The organism is Microbacterium sp. SORGH_AS_0421, from assembly GCF_030818635.1.
Classification (GTDB): domain Bacteria; phylum Actinomycetota; class Actinomycetes; order Actinomycetales; family Microbacteriaceae; genus Microbacterium.
This window is the reverse complement of the sequence record NZ_JAUTAO010000001.1, coordinates 2,538,169-2,563,200: the sequence shown is the minus strand read 5'-3', so window position 1 is coordinate 2,563,200 and position 25,032 is coordinate 2,538,169. Positions and strand designations below refer to the sequence as shown.

Annotated in this window: 22 protein-coding genes; 9 read left to right on the top strand and 13 right to left on the bottom strand. The window is 72.0% G+C overall.

Annotated features, from left to right (window positions below; all coding sequences use genetic code 11):
- The first annotated feature begins 96 nt into the window (after positions 1-96).
- Positions 97-945, top strand: a complete 849-nt coding sequence (locus QE416_RS12230; RefSeq protein WP_307316571.1) for a Sir2 family NAD-dependent protein deacetylase — start codon at positions 97-99, stop codon at positions 943-945.
- A 127-nt stretch (positions 946-1,072) separates the two neighbouring features.
- On the opposite strand, the gene QE416_RS12225 is transcribed toward QE416_RS12230, so the two are convergent.
- Positions 1,073-1,912 (bottom strand): PaaX family transcriptional regulator C-terminal domain-containing protein, encoded by an 840-nt coding sequence (locus QE416_RS12225; RefSeq protein WP_267787421.1) that lies wholly within the window; start codon positions 1,910-1,912, stop codon positions 1,073-1,075.
- Between the two features lie 108 nt (positions 1,913-2,020).
- On the opposite strand from QE416_RS12225, the gene QE416_RS12220 reads away from it, so the two are divergent.
- From QE416_RS12220 to QE416_RS12210, 3 genes are read left to right on the top strand one after another with little or no spacing between them, the layout of a single operon-like run.
- On the top strand, positions 2,021-3,511 hold the full coding sequence (locus tag QE416_RS12220) for an FAD-dependent monooxygenase (RefSeq protein ID WP_307316567.1): 1,491 nt from the start codon (positions 2,021-2,023) through the stop codon (positions 3,509-3,511).
- Positions 3,508-5,172 carry a (2,3-dihydroxybenzoyl)adenylate synthase gene (locus QE416_RS12215; RefSeq protein WP_307316565.1) on the top strand — a complete coding sequence of 555 codons (1,665 nt, stop codon included), beginning with the start codon at positions 3,508-3,510 and terminating at the stop codon, positions 5,170-5,172. Before QE416_RS12220 ends, QE416_RS12215 begins: the two co-directional genes overlap by 4 nt.
- A 17-nt stretch (positions 5,173-5,189) precedes the next feature.
- Positions 5,190-5,801, top strand: a complete 612-nt coding sequence (locus tag QE416_RS12210; RefSeq protein ID WP_307316563.1) for a flavin reductase family protein — start codon at positions 5,190-5,192, stop codon at positions 5,799-5,801.
- A gap of 336 nt (positions 5,802-6,137) precedes the next feature.
- On the opposite strand, the gene QE416_RS12205 is transcribed toward QE416_RS12210, so the two are convergent.
- From QE416_RS12205 to QE416_RS12195, 3 genes are all read right to left on the bottom strand, one after another.
- Entirely contained in the window at positions 6,138-6,923 is a 786-nt protein-coding gene (locus QE416_RS12205; protein ID WP_307316559.1) for a maleylpyruvate isomerase family mycothiol-dependent enzyme, read from the bottom strand.
- Positions 6,920-7,744 (bottom strand): fumarylacetoacetate hydrolase family protein, encoded by an 825-nt coding sequence (locus QE416_RS12200; protein WP_267787425.1) that lies wholly within the window; start codon positions 7,742-7,744, stop codon positions 6,920-6,922. The genes QE416_RS12205 and QE416_RS12200 overlap by 4 nt, the downstream gene beginning before the upstream one ends.
- A 136-nt stretch (positions 7,745-7,880) precedes the next feature.
- On the bottom strand, positions 7,881-8,981 hold the full coding sequence (locus QE416_RS12195) for a cupin domain-containing protein (protein WP_267787426.1): 1,101 nt from the start codon (positions 8,979-8,981) through the stop codon (positions 7,881-7,883).
- A gap of 202 nt (positions 8,982-9,183) precedes the next feature.
- Between QE416_RS12195 and QE416_RS12190 the strand changes: the two genes are divergently transcribed.
- Positions 9,184-9,996, top strand: a complete 813-nt coding sequence (locus QE416_RS12190; RefSeq protein ID WP_267787427.1) for an alpha/beta fold hydrolase — start codon at positions 9,184-9,186, stop codon at positions 9,994-9,996.
- 183 nt (positions 9,997-10,179) lie between these two features.
- Entirely contained in the window at positions 10,180-10,767 is a 588-nt protein-coding gene (locus tag QE416_RS12185; RefSeq protein WP_267787428.1) for a histidine phosphatase family protein, read from the top strand.
- Positions 10,768-10,819: 52 nt separating this feature from the next.
- Here the strand turns inward: QE416_RS12185 and QE416_RS12180 are convergent, their stop codons facing one another.
- From QE416_RS12180 to QE416_RS12160, 5 genes are read right to left on the bottom strand one after another with little or no spacing between them, the layout of a single operon-like run.
- Positions 10,820-11,662, bottom strand: coding sequence for a CoA ester lyase (locus tag QE416_RS12180; protein ID WP_307316552.1), 843 nt, complete (start codon positions 11,660-11,662; stop codon positions 10,820-10,822).
- Positions 11,659-12,126 (bottom strand): MaoC family dehydratase, encoded by a 468-nt coding sequence (locus QE416_RS12175; protein WP_307316551.1) that lies wholly within the window; start codon positions 12,124-12,126, stop codon positions 11,659-11,661. Before QE416_RS12175 ends, QE416_RS12180 begins: the two co-directional genes overlap by 4 nt.
- Positions 12,123-13,298: an acyl-CoA dehydrogenase family protein gene (locus tag QE416_RS12170; RefSeq protein ID WP_307316550.1), complete on the bottom strand. Its 1,176-nt coding sequence runs from the start codon at positions 13,296-13,298 to the stop codon at positions 12,123-12,125. Before QE416_RS12170 ends, QE416_RS12175 begins: the two co-directional genes overlap by 4 nt.
- Positions 13,295-15,865 (bottom strand): biotin carboxylase N-terminal domain-containing protein, encoded by a 2,571-nt coding sequence (locus QE416_RS12165; protein WP_307316548.1) that lies wholly within the window; start codon positions 15,863-15,865, stop codon positions 13,295-13,297. The genes QE416_RS12170 and QE416_RS12165 overlap by 4 nt, the downstream gene beginning before the upstream one ends.
- A 5-nt stretch (positions 15,866-15,870) precedes the next feature.
- Positions 15,871-17,460: an acyl-CoA carboxylase subunit beta gene (locus QE416_RS12160; protein ID WP_307316545.1), complete on the bottom strand. Its 1,590-nt coding sequence runs from the start codon at positions 17,458-17,460 to the stop codon at positions 15,871-15,873.
- Between the two features lie 124 nt (positions 17,461-17,584).
- On the opposite strand from QE416_RS12160, the gene QE416_RS12155 reads away from it, so the two are divergent.
- Entirely contained in the window at positions 17,585-18,331 is a 747-nt protein-coding gene (locus tag QE416_RS12155; protein ID WP_307317940.1) for a TetR/AcrR family transcriptional regulator, read from the top strand.
- A gap of 506 nt (positions 18,332-18,837) precedes the next feature.
- On the opposite strand, the gene QE416_RS12150 is transcribed toward QE416_RS12155, so the two are convergent.
- From QE416_RS12150 to pdhA, 3 genes are read right to left on the bottom strand one after another with little or no spacing between them, the layout of a single operon-like run.
- Positions 18,838-20,454: a 2-oxo acid dehydrogenase subunit E2 gene (locus tag QE416_RS12150; RefSeq protein ID WP_307316543.1), complete on the bottom strand. Its 1,617-nt coding sequence runs from the start codon at positions 20,452-20,454 to the stop codon at positions 18,838-18,840.
- Positions 20,451-21,479 carry an alpha-ketoacid dehydrogenase subunit beta gene (locus QE416_RS12145; RefSeq protein WP_307316541.1) on the bottom strand — a complete coding sequence of 343 codons (1,029 nt, stop codon included), beginning with the start codon at positions 21,477-21,479 and terminating at the stop codon, positions 20,451-20,453. Before QE416_RS12145 ends, QE416_RS12150 begins: the two co-directional genes overlap by 4 nt.
- Positions 21,480-21,528: 49 nt before the next feature.
- Positions 21,529-22,665 carry a pyruvate dehydrogenase (acetyl-transferring) E1 component subunit alpha gene (gene pdhA / locus QE416_RS12140; protein ID WP_267787436.1) on the bottom strand — a complete coding sequence of 379 codons (1,137 nt, stop codon included), beginning with the start codon at positions 22,663-22,665 and terminating at the stop codon, positions 21,529-21,531.
- 173 nt (positions 22,666-22,838) lie between these two features.
- Here pdhA and QE416_RS12135 point away from each other — a divergent pair, with 173 nt between their 5' ends.
- Complete coding sequence (locus QE416_RS12135) at positions 22,839-23,312, top strand: Lrp/AsnC family transcriptional regulator (RefSeq protein ID WP_307316539.1); 474 nt, start codon at positions 22,839-22,841, stop codon at positions 23,310-23,312.
- Between the two features lie 46 nt (positions 23,313-23,358).
- Here the strand turns inward: QE416_RS12135 and QE416_RS12130 are convergent, their stop codons facing one another.
- Entirely contained in the window at positions 23,359-24,351 is a 993-nt protein-coding gene (locus tag QE416_RS12130) for a DMT family transporter (protein ID WP_210076577.1), read from the bottom strand.
- 71 nt (positions 24,352-24,422) lie between these two features.
- Here QE416_RS12130 and QE416_RS12125 point away from each other — a divergent pair, with 71 nt between their 5' ends.
- A complete protein-coding gene (locus tag QE416_RS12125) occupies positions 24,423-24,983 on the top strand; it encodes a CGNR zinc finger domain-containing protein (RefSeq protein WP_210076578.1) in 561 nt (186 codons plus the stop codon).
- Positions 24,984-25,032: the final 49 nt, after the last annotated feature.

Genomic DNA, 25,032 nt, shown 5'->3' with positions numbered 1-25,032 from the left:
GCCCGCGGCCACCGGGGGTGTGCCCGCTGCACCGCGTCCGGTACGCGCGGACCGGACGCGGTGCCCCGCCGTAGACTCGACGACACGGAGGTGTGCATGACCGACACGACGGAGGAGACCGAGTTCTCGGCATCCATCGATCGCGCCGTCGACGTGCTCGCGGGCCGCAAGATCGCCGTGTTGACGGGCGCGGGCGTGTCGACCGACTCGGGGATCCCCGACTACCGGGGCAAGGGTGCACCCACGCGCACGCCCATGACGGCGCAGCAGTTCCTCTCGAGCGCCGACGCCCGTCGCCGCTACTGGGTGGGCAGCCACCTGGGCTGGAAGGTGTTCGCGGCCGCGCAGCCGAACGACGGCCATCGCGCCCTCGCCGATCTCGAGTCCGCGGGAGTCGCCAACGGCGTCGTCACCCAGAACGTCGACGGTCTGCACGTGCGCGCGGGCAGCGGCCGGGTGGTCGAGCTGCACGGCACGATGCGCCGGGTCGGCTGCCTCCAGTGCGGGCAGGTGTTCGACCGCCGCGATCTGGCCGAGCGCGTCGAAGCCGACAACCCCTGGATCACGCTGCCCGAGAACGTCGAGCTCGGCCCCGACGGCGACGTGACCCCGGCTTCGGCCGACGGGTTCGTCGTCCCGGTGTGCTCGGTGTGCGAGGGCACGCTCAAGCCCGACGTCGTGTTCTTCGGCGAATACATCCCGGTCGAGAAGTTCCGCGAGGCCGAGCAGCTCGTCCACGCGAGCGAGGCTCTGGTCATCGCCGGTTCGTCGCTCGTGGTCAACTCCGGCATCCGACTGGTCGAGCGGGCGCGGCGCAGGCGCCTCCCGGTGGTCATCGTCAACCGCGGCGAGACCCGCGCCGACCAGCGCGCGGCGGTCAAGATCGACGGCGGCACGACGCACGTGCTGCGCGCTCTCGCCGACCGACTGCCGGCCCTGCTCTGAGACCCGGCTCCTCTCGCGCGGCGAACTGCCAGGCGAACGGCGACGCTGTGATCGCGCGACGACTCCGCGGCCGCATGCGCCCGCGGGGAGGGGCGGCCCGCGCCATCCGGTGCCGCGCCCACCGCCGTCACCGCTCCCGCGTGAAGCCCACCACTCCGCCGTCGAGGAACGCCCGGTGCGCCCCGCGCACGGTCATGCCGGTGAGACGCTCGATCGCGGAGGTCGCCCCGGGGCGCAGCTCGTCGTGGCGTCGCACGAAGACCTCGTGGGCGCGGGGGGCGTTCCACCCCGCGGGCAGCAGGTCGGCCGGCAAGTCGGGATCGGTGAAGGGGAAGCGGCGGTAGTCGTCGGTGAGGCGCACGCGGGCCACCAGGGCATCGTCGTCGGTCCCGCCGTCGGCCGGGCTGTCGTGCCGCGCCACGAACGTGCCGTACAGCGCGTCGAGCGCGTCGAGGTCCCACCCGCGCGCGGCGATCGATCGGTCGTGGTCGAGGTCGCCGCTGCGGCTGAGGAACACGTCGGAGCTCACGCCGTTGGTCTCCATCAGGTCGCGCGCTGCGGCCATGCGGTCGCCGGGTGCGACCCAGATCGCGGGCTGCAGCTGCCCGAAGCCCAGCCAGGTGAGCTGTTTGCGCACCTCGTCGCGGGCCGAGCGGTCGCCCGCGCGCGTCGCGATGAGCGTCCACTGGCCGCCCCACTCGCCCGACACGTGACGGAAGATGCGTTCGCGTCCCTCGTCGAGCAGCTGCCAGGCCTTGGGCGAGAGCACGTAGGTGGTCAAACGACCGTCACGGCGGGTCTCGAACCATCCCTCGGCCCGCAGGCGCGACATCACCACGCGGGTGGTGGCCGGTTCGACCTCGAAGAGCTGGAGCACGTCGCTGAGTCCGCGCAGCGGAGCCTCCCCGTCGCCGCAGTAGCGGAAGTAGTCCCCGAAGAGCGTGAAGACGAGAGAGCGGGGGCGCATGCGAGAACGTTACCCGACCATCATGTAACGAAGCTATGGCGCAGAACGCGTTTATGTTGCATACTCGTTGCGTCGTGACGGTTCGACATTCTCAGCGAGGAGGCTGACATGCGTATCGCAATCATCGGAGGCGGCCCGGGCGGGCTGCTCTTCGCCGCCCTGGCCGCGCGGAACATCCCCGGGGCTCACGTCGACCTGTTCGAGCGCAATCGCGCCGACGAGGCCTTCGGCTTCGGCGTCGTCTTCTCGAACGCGACGCAGAGCGGGGTGGATGCCGCCGACTCGGCGCTGCGCGAGACCCTCGACGCGTCGGGGGTGCGGTGGGACGCCATCCGCGTCACCGCGAAGGGCGAGACCATGACCTTCGCCGGCAACGGCATGGGCGCCGTGCTGCGCAAGGATCTGCTCGCCGCCCTCCAGCAGCGGGCCGTCGCCGCCGGGGCGCATCTGCACTTCTCCGCCCCGCGATGCATCGACGAACTCGGCGACTACGACGTGATCGTGGCCGTCGACGGAGCGAACTCGCAGACGCGCGCCGCGATCGGCGACGACACCCTGGGGGTGACGTACGAGACGGCCGCGGCGAAGTTCATCTGGTTCGCCACCGACGCCCCCTTCGAGGGCCTCACGTTCCTGCACACCCACGCCGAGGGTCTTCCCGACGACGTCGCCGGCGTCTTCGCGGCGCACGCCTATCCGATCGGCGGCGGCCTGTCGACCTTCATCGTCGAGACCGACGAAGACACCTGGCGCGCCGCCGGTCTCGACGCCTTCGCCCCCACCACTCCCCCGGGCCCGAGCGACGAGCACAGCCAGCACCGGCTCGAGCAGATCTTCGCCCCCCTCATCGGCGGCGCGCGCCTGATCGGCAACAACTCCCGGTGGGGCAACTTCCGCACCATCCGCGCGCGCAGCTGGCACCGCGGCAACGTCGCGCTGCTCGGTGACGCCGTGCACACCGCGCACTTCTCGGTGGGCAGCGGCACGAAGATGTCGCTCGAAGACGCCATCGCCCTCGCCGACGCTCTCGCGGCGCACCCCGACGACGTCGAGGCCGCGTTCCTCGCGTACGAGGGCGTGCGACAGCCGCAGGTCGCCCGCATTCAGGGCGCGGCGCGGCCGAGCCTGTCCTGGTGGGAGAACTTCGGGACGTACTTCCACGCGTTCGAGCCCTGGCAGTTCGGTTTCCACTTCTTCTCGCGCGCCCTTCCCGCGGCCAAGATCGCGCGCCGCGACCCGGATGCCGTGGACCGTGCCCTGCGACAGTGGCAGAACAGGCACGGCGCCCCGCCCCTCGAGTCGGCGGTGACGGGGCTCCTCGACAGACGTGTGCTCGACCGCGACCAGCTGCCCCCGGTCGTCACGGTCGCTGCGGGCGACGGGATCCGTCCCGACGACGCCGTGCGCGAGGCCCTCGCCGGTCACGCCGACGCGTCGGCGGTGCTCGTCACGGGCGGCAGCGCGCTCGATCGCCAGCTCACCGCCGAGGCCGCCCGCCTGCGACACGGCGTGGCGGCGATCATCGACGAGCCCGAATGCGACGAGGATCGCGCCATGACCCTTGTGCTCTCGGGCCGCGCGGATGCGGTGCTGCGATGAAGACGCGCGAGGGGACGACGCCCTGGCCCGCCGACATCGCCGCGCGGTACCGCGCCGAGGGGCTGTGGCAGGGCCGCACGCTCGGTGACGCGTTCGCCGAAGCCGCGCACGTGCACGCCGACCGCGTCGCTCTCGTCGACGACGAGGTCTCCCTGACCTACACCGAGCTGCACGACAGGGTCGAGGCGTGCGCGGCGCGCCTGATCGAGCTGGGCCTCGCCCCCGACGATCGCGTCGTCGTGCAGCTGCCGAACCACTGGACGTTCGTCGTTCTGACGGTCGCGTGCCTGCGGGCCGGGATCGTGCCGGTCATGGCGCTGCCCGCCCACCGCGAGCACGAGTTGCGGCACCTGGTCTCGGCATCCGAGGCCGTCGCGCTCGTCACTCCCGACGCCCTGCGCGACTTCGATCACCTGGCGCTCGCCCGCGCTCTACGGGCGTCGAGCCCGACCGTGCGGCACCTGATCGTGCTGAGCGACGATGACGACGCTCCCGACGCCGTCAGCCTCAGGGCCCTGTGCGCACCGTCCGACGACTCGATCCGCGGTCGGGCGCTTCCGAGGCCGGATGCCGCCGACGTCGCCGTGTTCCTGCTCTCGGGCGGCACGACGGGCCTTCCCAAGCTCATCGCCCGCACGCACGACGACTACCTCTGCAACATCGTCCTGACCTCGCCGCCCTCGGCGGTCGATCGCGACACGGTATACCTCGCGACGCTGCCCATGGGACACAACTTCCCGCTCGCGTGCCCCGGCATCCTGGGCACCCTGCTCGCCGGCGGCGCTGTCGTGCCGTTGGTTTCTCCGCGGCCCGAGCGCGCGTTCGCGGCCATCGAGCGGCACGGGGTCACCCACACCGCCGCGGTGCCCGCGGTGGTCGCCTCGTGGCTCGATCACGCCGGCGCCGTGGGGTTCGACGCGCTCGGGAGCCTCCGCGTGCTGCAGGTGGGCGGAGCGCGCCTCGCCGACGAACTGGCCGAGCGCGTCGTGAAGGGGCTGCCGGGCACGCTGCAGCAGGTGTTCGGCATGGCCGAGGGGCTCATCAACGTCACGCGGCTCGACGATCCGGTCGAGGTCGTCGTCGGTACGCAGGGGCGTCCCGTGTCGCCCCTCGACGAGCTCCGCGTGGTCGACGAGACGAGCGGGCTCGACGTCGCCCCGGGCGCACCCGGCGTGCTGCTCACCCGAGGCCCCTACACGCCGCGCGGGTACTACGACGCTCCGGAGACGAACGCGCGCTCCTTCACCCCCGACGGCTTCTACATCACCGGCGACATCGTGCGCCGGCGTCCGGACGGGAACCTCGTCGTCGAGGGACGCAGTAAAGACATGATCAACCGCGGCGGCGAGAACATCTCGGCCGAAGAGGTCGAGAATCTCGCCTACGCCCTGGCGGGGGTGCGCCTCGCCGCGGCGGTGGCCATGCCGCACGACACCCTGGGTGAGACGGTGTGCCTGTTCGCCGTGCTGTCCGACGGACACGACCTCGATCTCGGCGCGGTGAGAGCGCACTTCGATGCCTGTGGCGTCGCGGCGTTCAAACGCCCCGACCACCTCGTGACGGTGACCGAGCTGCCGTTGACGAAGGTCGGCAAGATCGACAAGAAGGCCCTGCGCGAACGTCTCGTCGCCGAGCGGTCCGCCGAGCTCACCGCATCCTGAACCGGAAGGAGCGTTCGATGTTCATCGACGCCGCGGGGCTCTCCCCCGCCGACACGTACCGTCTGCTCGTCGGATCGGTCGTGCCCCGCCCGATCGCGTGGGTGACGAGCGGGCGGGAGCCCGTGAACCTCGCCCCGTTCAGTTCGTTCACCTGGGTGAGCCAGCATCCCGCGATGCTGGGCTTCACCGTCAACAAGCGCCCGAACGGCCGCAAAGACACCGTGCGCAACATCGAGGAGCAGGGCGAGTTCGTGGTGAACATCGCCGACGAGGCGATGCTCGAAGCGCTGCACGCGAGTTCGGAATGGATGCCGCCGGAGGTCGGCGAGGCCGACCGCCTGGGTCTCGCACTCGCGGAGTCGCGCGTCATCGGCATCCCGGGCCTGGCCGACGCCCCCGTGCGCATGGAGTGCCGATACCACTCCACGACCGCGTTCAGCCCGACGGGCGGCGAGTTCGTCGTCGGTACGGTGGTCGCCTGGTCGATCCGCGACGACGTCGTGCGGCTCGGCTCCACCGGTGCGGCCAGCATCGACACCGAACTGCTGCGGCCGATCGGCCGTCTCGCCGGCCCGCGCTACACCCCGCTCGGCGAGGTGGTCGAGCTGCCGCCGGTTCCGGGCGGGTGAATTACTCCACGCGTGAGACCCCATGGGGTCTGCACGGGGGCCGTGCGAGACGTCGACTCACCCAGGTTTGGGAGCGGAGCGCATCGGCGTCGGACGACCTGAGGTGTCCGAGATCGAGAACGGCGATCTCGAGAACACGAAGGTCCGCACGATCCGGGGATACCCGAGGCCGACGGCGGCAGCTTCGTCATCGAGTGCGTCACGGGCGACGCCCGGGCGCATGGTTCGGCGTGGGCCCCGCGCGTGCCGTCCCGCAGTTCCGCTCGGGTGACATCCGCATGCCAGTCGCGTCGCCCGACGCGGAGCACCTCCGCGCGCGGTCGCGACGGAGCGCCCTCAGAACCAGCGTGCGATCGCCGGCAGCTCCCCACCGCCCACGACCCGCAGCCGCCGCGCACCGCGGCCGGCGAGCCAGCGCGCGAGGTCGGCCGCGGCGCCCTCGACCACGGGGCCGCCCTCGCCGTACTCCCCCGGTGCGGCGTCTCGGTCGGTGGCCCGCAGCACCACCGCGCCGGGCTCGCTGCGGCGCGTCCAGACACGCAGGACGTCGGCGACGATCCCGTCGACCATCTCGGGCGGGAAGTCGAGGAACGAGCCGCCGTTGTCGAGGTCGACCGCGTGCACCCACACTTCCTTGGCCCGCATCCACGCCGTCTCGCGCGCGGGCACCGTGCGTCCCTGCGCGGTGACGACCTCGGCATCCCACTGCGCATCGGTGAGATCACGCCACTCGACGTCGAGGTGCACGGCGGCGTGGTCGACGAGGTGGCGCAGCGCCCGGGTCGGCAGGGTCGCGCCGAGCACGATCTCGTCCCACCGCTGCGTGTCGGAGGCGTACATGCGGTTCTCCACGCCCGTCCGCGCCCATTCGACGAGTCGGGCGACGGCGCGGGCGTTGTAGCCGACATGCGCCACGAGGTGACGACGCGTCCATCCGGGCAGCAGGCTCGGCGCGTCGAGGTCGGCGTCGTCGAGCTGCATGAGCCGCCGGGCGAAGTACGCGGTGCCCCGGCGCGCGAGATCGAGGTGCGCGTGCGGGGCGGCGTCGGCGTCGTAGCGCGCGCCCGCCCCCTGGCGCTCGCGCAGGGCGAGCTGCTCGGGGCTCAGCGGGGCGCCGCTCACGGCTCTTCCGGGACGAATCGGTTGGTCAACGTCCCGATCCCGTCGATCGTGACCTCGACCACGCTTCCGGATGCCAGATACTCGCGGGGTTCGCGGGCGTGCCCGACGCCGCCGGGGGTTCCGGTGAGGATGACGTCACCGGGGCGCAGGGTCGTGATGGTCGAGACGTAGCGCACGAGGTCGACGGGGCCGTGGACGAGGTCGTGGATGTCGCCGACCTGCTTCTGCACGCCGTCGACGGTCGTGGTCATCCGGGCGTCGGAGGGGATCTCCTCGGGGGTGGCGAGCACCGGCCCGAGCGGCGTCGAGCGCTCCCAGGTCTTGCCCTGCAGCCACTCGCGGGTGCGGAATTGCCAATCGCGCATCGAGACGTCGTTCGCGATGGTGTAGCCGGCGATCGCGTCTTCGGCCTCCTCGTCCGACGCACGGCGCACGGTGGCGCCGATGACGACCGCGAGCTCGCCCTCCCAGTCGACCTCGGGGCTCTCCGGCGGCAAGGCGATCTCTTCACCGGCCGCGGCGAGGGTGTCGGCGAACTTCGCGAACAGCACCGGATACTCGGGCAGCTCGCGCTTCATCTCCAGGATGTGGGCGCGGTAGTTCAGGCCGACGCACACGATCTTGCTCGGTGCCACGATCACGGGCGCATAGCGCACGGCATCCAGCGCGATCACCGCCCCCTCCAGCGACGCCACCGCCGAAGGAGTCCCGGCGCGCAGCACGGCTCCGACGTCGGCGAACCCCTCCAGCACGACAGCGCGATCGCCCTCGACACGGGCGGCGGCGGTGTCACCGTTCCACAGGATGGTGCAGAGCTTCATGGGCGGTTCCCCTCGACGACTCCGGCATACGGAGCGATCACACCGAGGGCCGGGAGAGTTGTGCGGAGCGTCATCGAAGCCTCCCCTCGTCGCGGGCCGTTCGCCCGGTGTGAATCGGAGGGATTTCTGCGGGGGGTCATCGGTCGGTCTCCTCTTCGAACTCGCGGTACAGCCCCAGCCCCTCGAAGATCGGGGTGTCGCTGAAATGGAACAGGTCCAGGCGCGTTTCGGCCTGCACGCGGAAGCGGCACCAGCTGGGCACGACGAAGATGTCGCCGTGCTCGACGGTGTGCTCGGTGTCGCCGAGCAGGACCCGGCCGGCGCCGTCGAACACCTGGTAGACGTTTGAGCCGACCTCCTGTCGCACCGGCGTCGAGGCCCCCTCGCGCAGGCGGTGAAACTGCGCGCGGATGGTGGGCATGACGTCTCCCCCGGTGGTGGGGTTCGCGAAGCGCACGGCGGCGTGACCGGGACCGACGGTGGCCGGCATCCCCTCGCTCTCGAGCAGCAGCTGGTCGGTCAGGGCGGCGTCGGTGTGCTCCCAGCGGTAGGCGCCGATCGGGCTCGATACGGTGCGACGCAGGCCGGCCAGCGGCAAGAGGCCCGGATGCGCCCACAGGCGTTCCGAGCGGGAGTAGTTGGGGGTCGCCTCGTCGGTGACCCGCTCGGAACCGAACTCGAAGAACCCCGAGTCCATCTGGTAGGCGAAGGGGATGTCGAGGCCGTCGATCCACGTCATCGACTCGTCGGTCTCGTTGTGGTGCCCGTGGAAATGCCAGCCCGGGGTGAGCAGGAAGTCGCCGCGGCTCATCCGCACCGGATCGCCGTTGACGACGGTCCAGACGCCCTCGCCGGAGGTCACGAAGCGGAAGGCGTTCTGCGAATGCCGGTGCTCGGGCGCCGTTTCGCGGGGGCCGAGTTGCTGGATCGCCGCCCACAGCGTCGGCGAGATGTAGGCGCGTCCGCCCATTCCGGGGTTGGCCAGACCGATCGCACGGCGCTCTCCGCCGCGCCCGACGGGCACGAGGTCGCCGGCGCGCTCGGCCAGGGGCTGCAGGGCGCTCCACCGCCAGACCCACGGCAGGGCCTTGGGCTGCGGGGTCTGCGGCATGAGGTCGTCGAGCTGCGTCCACAGGGGAATGAGGTGCTGCTCGTCGAATCCTCGGTACAGAGCGCGCAGTTCGGGGGTGTCCTCGGGCTGCATCGCGTTCTCGACCGGGGTGATGGTCTCGCTCATCGGTCCTCCTCGACGTCGGCGTGGTTCCAGGTTGCATTACTTTGCTTCGTTGCGCAACGCACTTTTGTCACACGTTTCGACGAGGCGAGACATTTCCCTTGCGCAAGACGCGAATTTGTTACACCATGTCGCCACGGGATGCCGCGGCACGGTGCCACGGTCCCGGTGAGAGCATCGACGCCGATCTGCAAGGAGGCAGAGCATGTCCGAACTCGAGCACCACTCGACCACTTCGTCCGATGGCACTCCCATCTCGTACTTCCGACGTGGCCGGGGACCCGCGCTCGTCGTGACGCACGGGAGCATCGCGACGAAGGAGCAGTGGATCCCCGTCAGCGAAGCGCTCGCCGAGCACGTCACGCTCTACGTGTACGACCGACGCGGCCGCGGCGGCACCGGGGATGCCGACGACTATTCCCTCGCCCACGAGGTCGCCGACATCGCCGCGATGAGGGAGGTCGCCGGCCACGGAGCCCACCTCCTGGGTCACTCGTTCGGCGCCCTCGCCACCCTCGCCTACGCGCGCGAGCACGGCCTCGGCGGCGGCACCCTCCTCGCCTACGAGCCTCCGCTCGCCGTGCAGGGGCCCGTCGCGGGCGACCGCCTCGCCGGATACCGAGAACTCGTGGATGCCGGTGACCTCGACGCCGCCCTCGAGTACGCGCTGGTGAACTTCGTGCGCGTGCCCGCCGAGGCGATCCCGTTCATCCGCGAGACACCGCTGTGGGGCGCCAGCGTGCCCCTGACCCCCACGTGGGTGCGCGAGCTCGCCGAGATCGACGCCCTCGGCAGCGACCTCGCGCCCTACGCGGAGATCGACGACCCCACCCACCTCATCGCGGGCACGGCGACCACGTCATTTCTGTATCAGTCCGCTCACGATCTGGCGAACATCATCCCCGGCGCGGGCATCACCGACATCCAGGGCGCCGACCACTTCGCGCATCTCGCCGATCCGCGAGGCTTCACCCGCGTCGTGGTCGACGCGCTCGATACCGCCGCGGTCGTTCGGTAACCCCCGCCCCCGGACCGGCCCCCGGCGCGCGCCCCGACCGCGCCGGGGGCCCCACGAGTCTGGACGGTTCCGCCGTCCGACGGAGCGCTCGGGCGCCCGGAGCCTCCGCACGCGGTGCGAGGGAGCGGGCGGCGGGGTACAGGCGGCGGGATGCGCACCCCACCCCCGGGTTAGGCTCGAACGGTGACCATCCTGACTCTGGTGCGACATGGCGAGACCGCGTGGAACTACGAGGGGCGGATCCAGGGCTCGACCGACATCCCCCTGAACGACACCGGTCGTCTGCAGGCGCGGGGCATCGCCGACACGCTCGCCGCCGAGTACGCGGGGCGCGACGTCATCGTCGTGTCGAGCGACCTGGGTCGTGCTGCCGAGACCGCCGACATCATCGCCGCGGCCCTGGGCACCACCGTGTCGCGCCGTTTGCCCGGATTGCAGGAGCGCTCGTACGGCGACGCCGAGGGGATGGACGCCCCGACCTTCTACCGGACCTACGGCCCGTGGCACGCGGCCGACGTCCCCGGCGCCGAGACCTGGCCGGTGGTGCGCGAGCGCGCCCTCGCCGCGATCGCCGAGGCCGTGGCATCCGCTCCCGCGGGCGTCGACGTGATCGCCGTCGCCCACGGCGCACTCATCCGCGAGGTCATCATGTTCGCCACCGACGGGGAGTTTCCCCGCGAGGGCGAGCGCCTGCCGAACTGCTCGGCGACGACGTTCCGCCTCGAAGGCGACCGCTGGGAGATGCTGGCGTACGCCGGCGTCGCGAGCTGAGATCCCCGTCTCCGCACAGACCCGGCGTCACGTGAGAACCTGAGGGATCTCCTCACTCCCCCGCGCGCGCCACCACCGACCGCGCGTGCCGCAGGATCGGCTCGTCGATCATGCGTCCCTCGTAACGGAACACGCCCCGCTCCCCCTGTGCCGCGTCGAGGACGCCCCGCGCCCACGAGATGAGATCGGCGCTCGGGGCGTATGCCTCGCGGATCGTCGCGACCTGCCCCGGGTGGATGCACGCCGTGGCGGCGAACCCGGAGGCAGCGGCATCCTGAGCCTCCTCGGTGAGCCCCTCCAGGTCGGCGATGTCGACGTGCACGGCGTCGATGGCCCGCTTGTCGAACGCCCCCGCGGCCAGCAGCACGCGCGCCCGCGCGACGCGTGCGACGTCGCGGTAGCCCCCGTCGTCACGACGGCTCGAGGTACCGCCGAGGCTGGCGACGAGGTCTTCCGCACCCCACATCAGCGCCACGACCTGTGGGAGCGCCGCGAGCTGCTCGGCGTTGACGATCCCTCGCGCGGTCTCGCACAGAGCGATCACCTCGAACCCGCCCGTGGGATCGAGGGATGCCGGCGTCTCGGCCTTCGCGACCATCACGCGCCGCACGCGCGTGAGCGCCAGCGCCTCGAGGTCGAGCGCGAAGTCCGGTGTCTCCGGTGCGTTCACCCGCACGATCACGCGCTCGGGGTCGGGATCGGCGGCGATCATCGCCTCGCGCGCCGATGCCTTCGCCTCTGCGGACACGGCATCCTCGAGGTCGAGGATCGCGGCATCCGCCCGCTCGAGGGCCTTCGGCAGCCGTTCGGGGCGATCGGCCGGAACGAACAACAACGCGGGTCCGAGGACGAACGCGCGTGCTGCTGCGCGGGCGTCGGAGTGAATCCCGCTCATGCCCGCCCCTCGCTCGCCCAGACCAGCACCGTGCGGGTGGCGGTGGCCACGACCTCGTCGTTCTGCGAGCGCCCGGTGTGCGCCATGACGACCACGCCCTGCCCCTGGCGGGAGGCGGAGGGCCGCACCGACACGATCTCGGTCTCGGCGGCCAGGGTGTCGCCGACGAACAGCGGCGCGGGAAAGCTCACGTCGGTCAGCCCCAGCTGCGCCACGAGCGTGCCCTGCGTCAGCTGCGCGACGGAGAGGCCGACGAGGGTCGACAGCGTCCACATCGAGTTGACCAGGGGACGACCGAAAGGCTGGGTCGCCGCATAGGCGGAATCGAGATGCAGCGCCTGCGCGTTCATCGTCAGGGTCGTGAACAGGACGTTGTCGGCATCCGTCACGGTGCGCCCGGGGCGGTGCGCGTACCTCTCGCCGACGATGAACTCCTCCAAATACAGGCCGCGCTGCTCGATCATGCGGCAACGGTACCCGCGAGCCCCAGCGCGCGCGAGATCACCATGAGCTGCACCTCGGTGGTGCCCTCTCCGATCTCGAGGATCTTCGAGTCGCGGTAGTGCCGCGCCACGGGGTACTCGTTGATGAATCCGTTGCCGCCGAACACCTGTGTCGCATCCCGCGCGTTCGCCATCGCGGCGTCGCTCGCGGTCATCTTCGCCACGGCTGCATCGACCGTGAAGGGCTTGCCGGCGTCGCACAGCCGCGCGGCGTGCACCCACGCCAGGCGCGCGGTGTGGACGCGGGCGTGCATGCGCGCGAGCAGGAACTGCATGCTCTGGCGCGTCGACAGCCGCTCGCCGAAGACGGTGCGGCTGCGGGCGTAGTCGACGGCGGCCTCGAGGCACCCCTCCGCGGCCCCCGTGGCGAGCGCCGCGATCGCGACGCGGCCTTCGTCGAGCGTGCGCAGGAAGTTCTTGAACCCGTGCCCGCGCTCGCCGAGCAGGTTGGCCTCGGGCACGCGCACGCCGTCGAAGGTCAGCGGGTGGGTGTCGGAGGCGTTCCAGCCGACCTTGTCGTACGCGGGGCCGACGGTGAAGCCGGGCGTGCCGTTGGGCACGATGATCGTCGAGATCTCGGAGCGCTCGCCCGTGCGGCCGGTGACGGCGGTGACGGTGACGAACCGGGTGATGTCGGTGCCGGAGTTGGTGATGAACTGCTTCGACCCGTCGATCACCCACTCGCCGCCCTCGAGCGTCGCGGTGGTGCGGGTGGCCCCGGCGTCGCTGCCCGCCTCGGCCTCGGTGAGTCCGAATCCGGCGAGGGCACGACCCGCGACGAGGTCGGGCAGGTACCGGGCCTTCTGATCCTCGGTGCCGTAGCGGTAGATGGGCATGGCGCCCAGCCCCACGCCCGCCTCGAGGGTGATCGCCATCGACTGATCGACGCGCGCGATACCCTCGATCGCGACGCAGAGGCTCGCGTAGTCGCCGCCCTGTCCGCCGACCTCCTCGGGGAAGGGCAGCCCGAACAGCCCGAGCTCGCCCATCTGCTCGACCAGGTCGAGGGGCAGCTCGTGCGCACGGTCGGCTTCGTACGAGCGCGGCGCGATGACCTCGTCGGCGAACTCGCGCACCATCGCGCTCAGTTCGCGCTCGTCGTCGGTGAAAGCCTGCTGGCTGTCGATGCTCACGGGAAGGTCTCCTTGTGGGAAGGGATGGTGGCGGATGCCGGGATCGGGGCGGATGCCGGGACGGGGGCGGATGCCGGGACGGGGGCGGATGCCGGGCTGCCGGCGGATGCCGGGCTGCCGGCGTGATCGCGGGGCCCGGGGACGCCCGGGCGCACCACGTCGGCGCGCACATCCTCCGCGATTCGCACATCCTCAGCCCCACCCGCCGCGCCCACGACGGAGGTTGCGCGAATCACTGAAGTCCTGCTCGCGACGCCGGCGCGATCCTGGGGGTCGGGGACACCCGGGCGCACCACGTCGGCGCGCACATCCTCAGCGATCCGCACATCCTCAGCCCCACCCGCCGCCCCCGCAACGGAGGTTGCGCGAATCACTGAGGTTCTGCTCGCGACGCCGGCGCGGTCGTGAGGGTCGGGGACACCCGGGCGCACCACGTCGGCGCGCATGTCCTCGGCGACGCCAGCGTGATCGCGGGGCCCGGGGACATCCGGGGGCACCACGTCGGCGCGCACATCCTCCGCGATCCGCACATCCTCAGCCCCACCCGCCGCCCCCACGACGGAGGTTGCGCGAATCGCTGAAGTCCTGCGCGCGACGCCGGCGGATGCCGAGGCTCCGGCGTGACCGTCGGGCTCGGAGACCGCGGGGGTCACCGTCGCGACGACCGCGTCGCGGGCGACCTGCGCGCCCGTCGCCGTGCGCAGCCGCACGATGCCGGCGTGTGGTGCGGTGACCGTGTGCTCCATCTTCATGGCCTCGATCGTGACGAGCCGGGCACCGGCCTCGACGGCGTCGGCGTCGGCGACGTGCACCGCGACCACGGTGCCCGGAAGGGGGGCGACGAGGTCGGGCGCCACGACCCCGGGGCCGCGGCCCGCGGCGGTTCGGCGACGCACGGCGGCGGCCCGGCGCGAGACGAGACGCAGGCGGTGCGCGACGCCGTCGGCGTGCACCCAGTACTCGACCGGACCGCCCGTCACACGGGCATCGACCTCGGCCGGGCTGACCAGGTGCACACGGCCGCCGTCGTCCTCGAGCGCCAGCGTCCGAACGGGCGTCGCTCCCCCGGCACGCCAGGCTCCGACGCGATGCCACACCGAGCCGTCGCCCGGGGTCTCGGCATCCGCCCTCGCCCGCTCGGCCACCGCGGCCAACGCGGTCGGCGACGGTTCCGGGGCCGCGGGGGTCCCCCGCCGGTCCAGCAGCCCGGTGTCGAGATCCCCCGCGCGCACGGCGGCGTCGGCCAACAGCGCCCGCAGGTCGGCGATGTTCGTGTCGACGCCGAGCACGACCGTCTCGGCCAGCGCCGCGTCGAGGCGGGCGATCGCGCTCTCGCGATCGGGGCCGTGCGCGATGACCTTGGCGATCATCGGGTCGTACAGCGAGCTGACGATGCTTCCCGTCTCGACGGCGCTGTCGACGCGAGCGGATCCCGGATGCCACAGACTCACGGTCCCGGTCGCGGGCAGGTAGCCGCGCGAGGGCGTCTCGGCGTACACGCGCGCCTCGATCGCGTGTCCCTCGAGGCGGATCTCGGGCAGATCCAGCGCGAAGCCCGCCGCGACCCGCAGTTGCTGCTCGACGATGTCGATGCCGGTGACCATCTCGGTCACGGGGTGCTCGACCTGCAGGCGCGTGTTCATCTCGATGAAGAACGGCTCGTCGAGTCGGTCGCCCGCGACCAGGAATTCGACGGTGCCGGCGCCGAGGTAGCCGACGCTCCGCGCCGCGGCGACGGCCGCCTCCCCCAGACGCGCGCGTGTCACGGGGTCGACCACGGGCGACGGCGCCTCCTCGATCACCTTCTGGTGCCGCCGCTGCAGGGTGCACTCGCGCTCGCCGAGCGAGAGGGTGGTGCCGTGCGCGTCGGCGAGCACCTGCACCTCGATGTGGCGGGGGCGCTCGAGCAGGCGCTCGAGCAGCAGGGTGTCGTCGCCGAAGGCCGCGGCGGCGACCCGGCGGGCGGTCGCGAGGGCGTCGGCGAGGTCGGCGGGGCCCGTCGCGATCGTCATGCCCTTGCCGCCCCCGCCGGCGGAGGGCTTCACGAGCAGCGGGTATCCGACCCGGTCGGCCTCGGCGGCGATCTCGTCGTCGCTCAGCCCTTTTGCGGAGAAGCCCGGCACGGTCGGCACGTCGTGCGCCGCGACGTGCTCCTTCGCGCGGATTTTGTCGCCCATCACCTCGAGCGCCTCGACTCCCGGGCCGACGAACACGATCCCGGCCGCGGCGCACGCGCGCGCGAAACCGGCGTTCTCGCTGAGAAAGCCGTAGCCCGGGTGCACGGCCTCCGCGCCCGAGGCCACCGCGGCGGCCACCACCGCGTCGACGTCGAGATACGACGGCACGCGCACGGCGCGGTCGGCCTCACGGGCGTGGGGGGCGTCGGCATCCGCATCGGTGAAGACCGCGACCGAGCGGATGCCGAGACGCCGCAGCGTCCGGAACACCCGGCGCGCGATCTCGCCGCGGTTGGCGACGAGAACGGACGCGAACATCCGGGGCGCGTCGGCACCGGAGCGCGGGGTCGACGTCACGACCGACGCCGGCGGGCTGGAGATCTCGGTCATCTCGCTCACATCCGGAAGAGCCCGAAGCCTCGGTCTGCCAGCGGCACCCGGCTGACGACATCGAGGGCGAGCCCGAGCATCGTGCGGGTGTCGGCGGGGTCGATCACGCCGTCGTCCCAGAGCCGGGCGGTGGCGTAGTAGGGGCTGCCCTGCTCTTCGTAGCGTTCGCGGATGGGCTGCTGGAACGCCTGGTCGTCGGCATCCGTCCACTCCTGACCGCGCGCGGCGCGCTGCTCGCGCGTGACGGTCGAGAGGACGGAGGCCGCCTGCGCCCCGCCCATGACCGAGATGCGGCTCGACGGCCAGGTCCAGAGGAATCTCGGGTCGTACGCGCGCCCGCACATCGCGTAGTTGCCGGCGCCGTACGAGCCGCCCACGAGCACCGTGAGCTTGGGGACGCGGGTGGAGGCGACGGCGGTGACCATCTTGGCGCCGTCTTTCGCGATCCCGCCGGCCTCGGCATCGCGCCCCACCATGAACCCGGTGATGTTCTGGAGGAAGAGCAGGGGGATGCCGCGCTGATCGGCGAGCTCGATGAAGTGCGCGGCCTTGAGGGCGGACTCGCTGAAGAGCACGCCGTCGTTGGCGATGACGGCGACGGGGTGTCCGTGCAGGCGAGCGAAGGTCGTGATGACGCTCTCGCCATAGAGCGCCTTGAACTCGTGCAGGGAATCGGCGTCGACGAGGGTGTCGATGATCGCGCGCATGTCGACGGGCTGCGAGACGTCGGCGGGGACGATGTCGTAGAGCTCTTCGGGGGCGCGTGCCGGGGGCGCTTGTTCGACCACGTCCCATACCGGGGCGGCCGTCGGCGGCAGAGTGGCGACGATGTCCCGCACGATCTCGAGCGCGTGCTCGTCGTCGTCGGCGAGGTGGTCGACCACCCCCGAGCGGCGGGCGTGCAGATCACCGCCGCCGAGCTGTTCGGCGGTGACGTCTTCACCGATCGCGGCCTTGACCAGGGGCGGTCCGCCCAGGAACACCGTGCCCTGGCCGCGCACGATGACGCTCTCGTCGCTCATCGCGGGGACGTAGGCGCCGCCCGCGGTGCACGAGCCCATGACGGCGGCGATCTGCGGGATGCCGAGGGCCGACAGCTGCGCCTGATTGCGGAAGATGCGGCCGAAGTGATCGCGGTCGGGGAACACCTCGTCCTGCATCGGCAGGAAGGCCCCGCCCGAGTCGACGAGGTAGACGCAGGGCAGGCGGTTCTCGCGGGCGATGTCCTGCGCGCGCAGGTGCTTCTTCACCGTGAGCGGGAAGTAGGCTCCGCCTTTCACGGTCGCGTCGTTCGCGAGCACCATGACGTGGCGCCCGTGCACGAGCCCGATCCCCGCGACAACGCCGGCTCCGGGCGCCTCGCCGTCGTAGAGGCCGTGGGCCGCGAGCGGGGCGACCTCGAGAAAGGGGCTGCCCTCGTCGAGGAGCCGGTCGATGCGCTCGCGCGCGAGGAGTTTGCCGCGGCCCGTGTGCCGTTCGCGCGCGGTGTCCGAGCCGCCGCGGGCTGCGCGGGCCAGGATCGCGCGGAGCTCTTCGACGAGGCCGCGTTGGGTCGGCGCGGGTGCGGCGGTGTCGATGACCGGTGCTGTGCTCATGGCGGCTCCGTCTCGGTGCCGCATCGTCGACGGCACCGTCGTTCCCGTCGGGGTCGTTCCCGCGGGGTGGGGTTTCAGTTAATGTTGGCTAACTGAAATGCCAGGCTAACCCGAGCGGATGCCGATGACAAGAGCGAACGAGGGTCCCCCGGCGATCGCAGGTACGCCACGAGCCGACGCGGCGACTCCCCCCGCCCCCGCGGGCACGGCGCGCGACCGCGCCAAGGCCGACCGCCGCGCGGCCCTGCTCGCCGCCGCGGCCCGCCTCTTCGCCGAACGCGGCTTCGACGGCGTCACCCTCGGCGACATCGGCGAAGCGGCGGGGGTGAGCGGCCCCGCCGTGTACCGGCACGTCTCCAGCAAGCAGGCGCTGCTCGGCGCGATCCTGGTCGACGTCAGCGAGCGGTTGCTGCGGGGCGGACGTGCGGTCGGACACGATCCCCAGACACCCGACGACCGTCTCGCGCGACGCAGCCCCGACACACCCGCCCCGGCGTTCGAGAACCCCGGTCACGGGGCCGCCCCCCGCACGACGGACGGCCCGGGCGGCGTCCTCGAAGCCCTGGTCGACTTCCACGTCACGTTCGCGCTCGCCGAGGCCGACGTGATCCGCGTGCAGGATCGCGACCTCGACCGCCTTTCCCCCGACGACCGTCGCGCCGTCCGCGACTTACAGAACGCGTACGTCGCCGTCTGGACGGCTGCTCTCGCCGCGCGAAATCCGGATGCCGAGTCCCCGGCCGAGCGCCGCGTGCGCGCCCTCGCGTGCTTCGGCTTGATCAACTCCACGCCGCACAGCGTGCGGGGCGTGCCCGCGTCACGCGTCCGCCCCACCCTGACCCGCATGGCTCTGGCGGCGCTGACGGCGTGAGCGGCGGCATCCGCCCGCCCCTTCACCGCCGTGAGTGTCCAAGAAACCCGGACGCCCCCGACATCGCGCCCGGGTGTTTTGGACACTCAACGGGAACACGCACCCACACCCGCGGGCGAGTGTCCGAGAAACCCGGACGCCCCCGACATCGCAGCCGCGTGTTCTGGACACTCAACGGAAACGCACGCCGACACCCCCGGGCGAGTGTCCACGAAACGCCGCGCGCCAGGCGGGGCTTACGGCATGCCCTGGACACTCGATGCGCCTGCCCCGCCCGGGGCGTCTCACCTCGCCGACCGGGCTCGAGCGTCCACAACACCCGGACGCCCCCGGCACGGCGCCCGGGTGTTCTGGACACTCAACAGGAACACGCACCCGCACCCCCGGGCGAGTGTTCACGAAACGCCGCGCACCGGGCGGAGCTCGCGGCATGCCCTGAACACTCAGCCAGGCGTCACCCCGGCTCCCGCTGCCCGCGGGCACGAACCGGGGCCCGCGCCACCGGCTCAGCGCAGCAGCATCGCCCGCCCAGGCTCGCGAAGCACTCCGGCGACGTCGGTGAGGAAGCGCGCGGCCTCGGCCCCGTCGACCAGCCGGTGGTCGAACGAGAGGCTGAGCGTGAGCACATCGCGCAGCGCGATCTCGCCGTGGTGCTCCCAGGGGGTGCGCCGCAGGGCGCCGACGGCGAGGATTCCGGCCTCGCCCGGGTTGAGGATCGGGGTTCCGGCATCCACTCCGAACACACCCACGTTGGTGATCGAGAAGGTTCCGCCGGTCATCGCGGCGGGGGCGGTGCGCCCGGCGCGGGCGGTGGCGGCGAGTTCGGCGATCGTGTCGGCCAGGTCGACGAGGTCGAGACGGTCCGCGTCGGCGATCACCGGAACCACCAGTCCCCGGTCGGTCGCGGCGGCGATCCCCAGGTTCACGTAGTGGTGCTCGACGATCTCTCCGGCCGCCCCGTCCCACTTCGCATTCAGTGCGGGAGTCCGCCCGAGGGCGAGGCACACCGCCTTCGCCACGATCGCGAGCAGCCCGATTCTGTGCCCGTCCAGAGCACGGTCGGTTCTGAGGGATGCCAGCAGCTCGGTCGTCGCGGTCGCATCCAGCGTGAGGAAGGTCGTCGCGTGCGGGGCGGTGAACGCGCTCTGCACCATCGCCGCCGCCGTGTGCTTGCGCACCCCGCGGATCGGCGTGCGTGTGACCCGGTCTCCCGGCAAGGGGGGAACGCTCGCGTGAGGCACCGCGGCATCCGGCGGCGACACCGCGGCACGGGCGAGGTACTCCTCGACGTGCGCTCGTGTGACCATCTCGCCCGGATGCGCAGCCGCGACGAGCACCAGGTCGACCCCGTGATCCTTCGCGAACTTGCGCACCGGAGGCGTGGACCGCGGACGCTCGACCGGGAGGTCGATCGGACCCGTCCGCACGATGTCGTGCGGGGCCGCCTCGCGTACGGCGTGGTCGGTGTCGAGCGTGACGGTTCCGGCCCCGCGCGCGCGGCGGCGCGGGCGGGTGCCCGAGCTCGGCGCGGCGCCGTAACCGACGAGGTTGGGCGTCGCCCGTTCTCCCTCTCCCGCACCCGGGGCCGCCGTGCGGATGTCGGCGGCGACACGCCGTTCGGCAGGGTCCGATAGCGGCGTGTCGCCGCCCGACTCCGCAGGACGGTCGGCCGATCCACCCGCGGACCGCGACGAACCCGTCGTCTGACCCTCGGTCCGTGCCGCGACACCCTGCCCCGCGGTAGCCTGCCCCGCAGGCACCTGTCCCGCGACGGCCTGCCCCGCGGGCATCTGCCCCGCGACAGCCTGGCCCGCGACCGCCTGCCCCGCGACCGCCTGCCCCTCGACCGCCTGCCCCGCGGGCGCCGAGGTGCCGGCATCCGCCCCCTCGACGGCGAACGACACGAGGGGCGAGCCGACCTCGACCGTGTCTCCGGCCGCGGCGTGCAGACCCTGCACGGTGCCCGCGTAGGGCGAGGGGATCTCGACGATGGCCTTGGCCGTCTCGACCTCGGCGATGGTCTGGTTGAGGGCGACGGTGTCGCCCTCCGACACGTGCCACTGCACGATCTCGGCTTCGGGAAGACCCTCGCCGAGATCGGGGAGGCGGAACTCCGCGATCATCGAACTCCCCCTCCGCTCGTCTCGACGGCGCTCCCGTGCGCCCCGCGCTCCCGCACCCGGTCCACCGCGTGCAGGATCCGATCCAGATCCGGCACGTGGTGCTTCTCGAGCTTCGAGGGCGGATACGGGATGTCGTGCCCGGTCACACGCTGCGGCGGCGCCTCGAGGTAGTGGAAGCACTGCTCGGTGATGCTCGCGACGAGCTCGGCCCCCACCCCCGCCTCGCGGGCCGCCTCATGGGTGACCACGACCCGACCGGTTTTGCGGACGGATGCCGCGACCGTGTTCATGTCGATCGGCGAGAGCGAGCGCAGGTCGATGACCTCGAGCGAGATCCCCTCGTCCTCCGCGGCGAGCGCGGCGTCGAGAGCCGTGCGCACCTGGGCGCCGTAGGTGACGATCGTCGCGTCGGTGCCCTCGCGGGCGACGCGGGCGAGGTGCATCGGCGGAGCGTCGGCGAGGTCGACATCCAGATCGACCTCGCCCTTGGAGTGGTACAGACGCTTGGGCTCGAAGAAGATGACCGGGTCGTCGGAGGCGATCGCCTGCCGCAGCATGACGTACGCGTCCTGCGGGTTCGACGCCGCGACCACGCGCAGCCCGGCGGTATGCACGAAGTACGCCTCGGGCGACTCGGAGTGATGCTCGGCGGCTCCCACTCCCCCGGCCCACGGGATGCGGATCACCAGCGGCATCCGGATCCGGCCGTTGCTGCGGTAGTGGAGCTTGGCGACCTGGCAGACGATCTGATCGAACGCCGGGTAGACGAAGCCGTCGAACTGGATCTCGACGACGGGGCGGTAGCCGCGCAGGGCGAGGCCGACCGCGGTTCCGACGATCCCGGCTTCGGCGAGCGGGGTGTCGACCACGCGGTGCGCGCCGAAACGCTGCTGCAGGCCGTCGGTCACGCGGAAGACGCCGCCGAGCTTGCCGATGTCCTCGCCCATGAGCAGGACTTTCTCATCGCCGTCCAGAGCGCGGGACAGGCCCGCGTTGATGGCGGAACCGAGGGTGAGGGAAGTCATCGCGACGCCTCCGTGCTTCCTGTCGCCGTACCGGTCGTGGTGGACATCGTCATCGCGAACCCTCCCCTTCGAAGCCGGCCATGTACTCGACGTACTCCGCCCTCTGCCGCGCGAGCCCGGCGTGGGGTTCCGCATACACGTGGTCGAACATCGTCTCGGGTGCGCGCGTCGTCGCCCCGATGCACGCCGCGCGCACCTCGGCGGCGAGCGCGTCGGCGGCACGGGCGACCTCGGCCATGCCGGAATCGTCCAGCATCCCCTCGGCGCGCAGGTACGCCTCGAGCCGCGCGATGGGGTCGCGCTGCGCCCACTCCTCGACCTCGGCGGCATCGCGGTAGCGGGTGGGGTCGTCGCTGGTGGTGTGCGGTCCCATGCGGTAGGTCACGGCCTCGATGAACGAGGGACCCTCACCGCGTCGAGCGCGATCGAGGGCCCACCGCATCGCGGCCACGCAGGCGAGGGCGTCGTTGCCGTCGATCCGGAGGCTCGGGATGCCGAACCCCGGCGCCCGACCCGCGATGGGGTACTTCGCCTGGACGGTGACGGGTTCGCTGATCGCCCACTGATTGTTCGAGCAGACGAAGACGACGGGGGCGCGGAACGACGAGGCGAAGACCATCGCTTCGTTGACGTCGCCCTGGCTGGTCGCCCCATCGCCGTAGTACGCGACCGCGACGTCGGAGGAGCCGTCGCGCTGAGCGCCCATCGCCCAGCCGGTGGCGTGCAGCGACTGCGCGCCGATGATGATCTGGGGAGGAGCGGCGTTGATCGACGTGTGGTCGTAGGCCGAGTGCTCCTCGCCGCGCCACGCGAGCACGTAGTCGGCGGGCTTGGCGCCACGCCCGAGCAGCACGCCGTGCTCGCGATAGCTGGGGAAGACGAAGTCGCCGGGGGCGAGGGCGTGGGCCGTGCCCACCTGGGTGGCCTCCTGTCCGCGGCACGGTGCCCACAGCGCCAGCTGGCCCTGACGCTGCAGGGCGACGCCCTCGGCATCCAGTCTGCGGGTGAGGACCATGTCGCGGTGCAGGGCGCGCAGCTCGTGCGGCGAGAGGTCGGCGACCCAGGGGTCGAGGGTGTCGTCGGCGATCCGGGAGCCGTCGGGCTCGAGAAGGCGGAGCACGTCCTCGGGGGCGTCGTGATCGTCGGCGCTTCCCGCAGAAGAGCCTCGCGTCTGGGTGTACGTCATCGTCATCCCTCCGTGCTGCCCGGGCTCCTCGTGAGAGCGGGGGCGTATGGATGCCGGCAGCACCGCCGACGAGGCCGACCGTACGCGCGGAACGCACCCCGCTCAAGACCTCGCCGTCACATTGAGCATCGTGCCCACCGCGAACGACCTTCGCGCTGCTAATGTTTCGCACCATGAGCAAGCTCGACGCGGTCGACCTCGACCTCCTCCGCGCCCTGTCCGCCGATCCGCGCGCCACCGTCGTCGCCCTCGCCGAGAAACTCGGGCTCTCCCGCAACACCGTCCAGGCGCGCATGAGCCGCCTGGAACGCGGGGGTGTCTTCCTGTCGTACGAACGCACGCTGTCGGCGGGAGCCCTCGGCTTCCCGATCGAGGCGTTCCTGCAGGTGACCGTCCGTCAGGCCGAGCTGCCGGTGATCCGCGCCGAGCTCGCCAAGGTTCCCGAGGTCCTGCAGGCGCACGGGCTGAGCGGGCAGGTCGATCTGCTCGTGCGGGTCGCGTGCCGCGACACCCAGCACCTGTTCGACACCGACGCCCGCATCCTCGCGATCGAGGGCGTCGAGCGCACCGAGACGTCTCTCGTCATGGGCGAGGTCATCGGCTACCGCGTGGGCCCGTTGATGCAGCTGGCGCGCGACGAGATCTAGCGTCGGCGCCGGGGGTCGCCGATCTCACGGCGCCGAAACCCTCCGTCTACGGCGCCGGGATCACCGGGATGCTCGCCGTCTCGGTCTTCTGCTCGGTCGGGCTCCCGGCATCCATCCGCACGAGAACCACGCCCACGAGGATCAGCGCTCCGCCCGCGAACTGGACCGGCGCCGGTGTCTCACCGAGCAGCAGCCACGCGAACCCCAGCGCGAACAGCACCTCGCTGAGCCCCACGAAAGAGGCCAGCCGCGCGCCGATGAGCGGCACCGCGATGACCCCGAGCGCGTAACCGACGGTGGTCGCGACACCGCCCACCCACAGCAGGGGCAGGATGCCGGGAAGCTCGAGCCCCGCGAGAGACACGGTGATCGAGGGTGCCGCGAAGGGCAGCACTCCGGTGAGCACCAGCACCCCCATGAGCAGTGCCCCGGTGAGCAGGCCGCCGGCGGCGAGAGCCAGGGGCGGGAGGTCGTCGCCCGCGCGCCCGGCGATGACGAAGTACGCCGCCGCGCACACCGCGGCGCACAGCGCGAAGAGCGTGCCGAGCAGGTCGAACCGTGCACCGCTGATGTCGACGACGAGCACGAGACCGGCCATCGCCACGACGGACCCGATCAGCACGGCCCTCGACGGCGAGCGGCGGGTGCGCACCCACACGGCGATGACGATGAGCACCGGCGCGATGTACTGGATGAGCAGGGCGACGGCCACCGGCATCCGCTGCATCGCGGCGAAGTAGAACAGCTGGCATCCGGCGACGGCGGTCAGACCGAACGACACGATCAGCAGCCCGTGCCGGCGCAGGAACCCGGGCTGCCGGCGCACCGCGCGCACGAGCGCGGGCGAGAGCAGCAGCGCCGCGAGCCCCATGCGCACCAGGAGCACCGCTCCCAGCGACCAGCCGCCGTCGAGCAGGGGTTTGACGAACGGCCCGCTGGAGGAGAACGCCAAGGCCGAGGCCACGGCGATCGCGAGGCCGGTGACGGCGGTGGAGCCGCGGTGGGTGGGACGCGGGAGGGTCACGGAGGACGTGGTCATGCGGGCCTGCTGTCACGAGTGAAGGGGGTTTACACTCGTGACAGTACGGCCTCTACCTGTCAGGAGTCAACGTGGTCTTCATCCGTGACACCGAACTCGTGCTGCGCGCCGCCGTCGAGCTCGTCAACACCCTGCCCCACACGGAGGTCAGCGGCGTCGACACCCTCGTCGACGCCTCCGACCTCGAGGCCTTCACCGGCCGCCACGGCTACACCGGCTCGCGCACGCGCGACGCCCGCGAGCTCGCCGACGTCCGCGGCATCCGGCCCCGCATCCTGGAGCTGTGGAGCGCGGATCGCGACGCGGCAGCCCCCCTCGTCAACGCGATGCTCGCCGACGGGCGGGCGCTCCCCCAGCTCGTGCGTCACGACGGCCTCGACTGGCACATCCACGCGAGCGACCCGGCGGATCCGCTGGCCACGCGCATCCTCGTCGAGACGGCGCTCGCCTTCGTCGACGTCATCCGCGCCGACGAGTACGACCGCGTGCGCGTGTGCGACGCCGACGACTGCAACGGCGTGTACGTCGACTTCTCCAAGAACGGATCGAAGCGGTACTGCGACGCGGGCAACTGCGGCAACCGTATGAACGTCAACGCCTATCGCAAGCGCAAGGCGCACGCGCCCTCCTGACCGGACGCGGTCTCGCACTCGGCCCGATTCCGGGGCCGAGCGCTCCGCG